Source organism: Mesorhizobium sp. M7A.F.Ca.US.006.04.2.1, from assembly GCF_004022915.1.
Classification (GTDB): domain Bacteria; phylum Pseudomonadota; class Alphaproteobacteria; order Rhizobiales; family Rhizobiaceae; genus Mesorhizobium; species Mesorhizobium ciceri.
In genome coordinates, this window is record NZ_RZQA01001015.1 from 1 (window position 1) to 1,999 (window position 1,999).

Genomic DNA, 1,999 nt, shown 5'->3' on the forward strand with positions numbered 1-1,999 from the left:
GGTGAAGCTGCATGGCCCGGCGCAGGAAATGGCCGCGCATTCGGCCCTGAGGGAACACTATCTCGGCGGCGCCAGCGAGGACGTCCTTCATGTTTGAGGTCGACTGGAAGACGCCGCATCTGTGGCGCAAGACCGCGAACAGGCGCCCGGCCGCACCGGCGCTGCAAGGCGACCTGAAGACGGACGTGCTGGTGGTCGGCGGCGGCTTCACCGGCATGGCCGCGGCACTTGGCGCGCGCGACAGCGGCGTCAATGTCATCCTGCTTGAGAGCAACGAGATCGGATCGGCAGCGTCGGGCCGCAACAACGGCCTTGTCATCTCCCACCATTCCAAGGCCTCGCCGGCGGAGTTCGAGGCGGTCTACGGCAAGACGATCGGTGAGCACTACAATCGCATGGTTGCGGATGCGGCCGGCGTAGCCTTCGGCCTGATGCAGCGCTTCAACATAGACGCCCACCAGGTTCAGGAAGGCTGGATCCAGCCCGCTCACACCGACACCACGCTTGCCCGCGCGCGCCAGTTCTACGAAGAGTGGAAAGCCTTCGGCGCCAATGTCTCCTGGCTTGACCGGGCCGAAGCCAGCGCGCGCATCGGCAGCCCCTATCTCGGCGGCTGGATGGTGCACAATTCCGGCCACATCAATCCGTTCGCCATGACCATTGGCCTTGCCGGCGCCCTTGAGCGCGAAGGCGTGACCATCTTCGAGAACGCCGCGGCGTCTGGCATCGAGAAGGTGGAAGGCGGCTGGCGCGTCTTCACCGCAACGGGAAGCGTCACGGCGCCAGAAGTGGTGCTTGCCACGAATGCGCTTACCGGCGACCTCTGGGCTGGGCTGAAGAAGACACTGATGCCGTTCAAGGTCTTCCAGGCCGCGACAAACCCACTGCCGGAAGGCCTGCGCACCCAGATCCTTGTCGGCAACCCCGCGGTGTCCGACATGCGCAACGACATCCGCTATTTCCACTACGACGTCGACGGCCGGCTGGTGAGCGGCGGCACGCATACATTCTGGTTTGACGAGGCCGACCGCGGTCGCGCCAAGGTCTCGAGCATGCTGGGCAAGGCTTTTCGCGCATTCGGCGGCGAACCGCCGATCGTGGAATACTGGCATGGCACCTTTGCCGTGGTGCCTGATCGCAGACCTCGCCTCTATCGCCTGGCACCCGGCCTCGTGTTTGGCGGCGTCTATTCCGGCCGCGGCGTGGCATTGGCAATGTCTCTTGGCCAGGAAATCGGCCGCTGGGCGGCAGGCCGGCGCCGGGACGAGCAGATGCCTTTGCCGGTCACCAACATGAAACCGGTTCCGTTCCATCCGGTCGCCGTGCAGGTCGCGAACCGCATGCATCTCTGGAACCGCTTCAAGGATCGAAGCTCTTGATGACATTATAGGCCGACGATGCTGATTTTGTGCCGGCGGCTAGCTGGCCGAGGCAGAAGTCTCAATCAGACAGCCCATGCTCGGTCACGACTGGGCCGAAAGCGGACTGGTAGCTTCAGGCGTCAGCGGAAGCCGAAGCGGACCTTCAGCGTGGCTGGGACTTAGGGCCTCCGACTGATCCAAAAGGAGGTTCTGTCACGGTCTCAGGCGTTCCCCCTTCGGATCGTACCACGGCTTGAGCTGCGCAATGGCCTTGTATCGCTTCCAGGCGATTTCGATCTCCAGAGGGGCGGCTGCCAGCCAGGCATCGTCGACACCGCCCTCGCATTCGACATAGCCCATGCCGAGCGAGGCGCCGATGCGGTGGCCGTAGGCGCCGGAGGTGACCGAACCGACGATCTTGCCGCCGCGCCAGATCGGTTCGTGATGATAGAGGAGAGGCGCATCTTCGGCCTGCAGCCGCAACTGCACCAAGCGGCGGCGCGGCTTGCCCGCCTCCTTCTGCAGCAACAGCGCATCACGGCCGATGAAGCCGCCTGGCTTGTCGAACGCCACGGCAAAGCCAAGCCCTGCCTGCAGCGGGCTGTCTTCCTCGCCGATGTCGTGACCCCAGTGGCGGT

General features: G+C 64.6%; 2 protein-coding genes. One reads left to right on the forward strand and one right to left on the reverse strand.

What is annotated here, in order from left to right; all coding sequences use genetic code 11:
• Nucleotides 1–89 precede the first annotated feature (89 nt).
• The gene (locus EN925_RS33555) at nucleotides 90–1,379 is read left to right on the forward strand and encodes an FAD-dependent oxidoreductase (protein WP_127385269.1); all 1,290 of its coding nucleotides are present in this window, start codon (nucleotides 90–92) and stop codon (nucleotides 1,377–1,379) included.
• Nucleotides 1,380–1,574: 195 nt separating this feature from the next.
• Here the strand turns inward: EN925_RS33555 and EN925_RS33560 are convergent.
• Nucleotides 1,575–1,999, reverse strand: a 425-nt coding sequence (locus EN925_RS33560) for a glycine cleavage T C-terminal barrel domain-containing protein (protein ID WP_164894580.1), incomplete at its 5' end; no start/stop codon positions are given.

Excerpts from the sequence above, each read along its gene's own strand:
- EN925_RS33555 (WP_127385269.1), top strand. The coding sequence starts at position 90 with ATGTTTGAGGTCGACTGGAAGACGCCGCATCTGTGGCGCAAGACCGCG.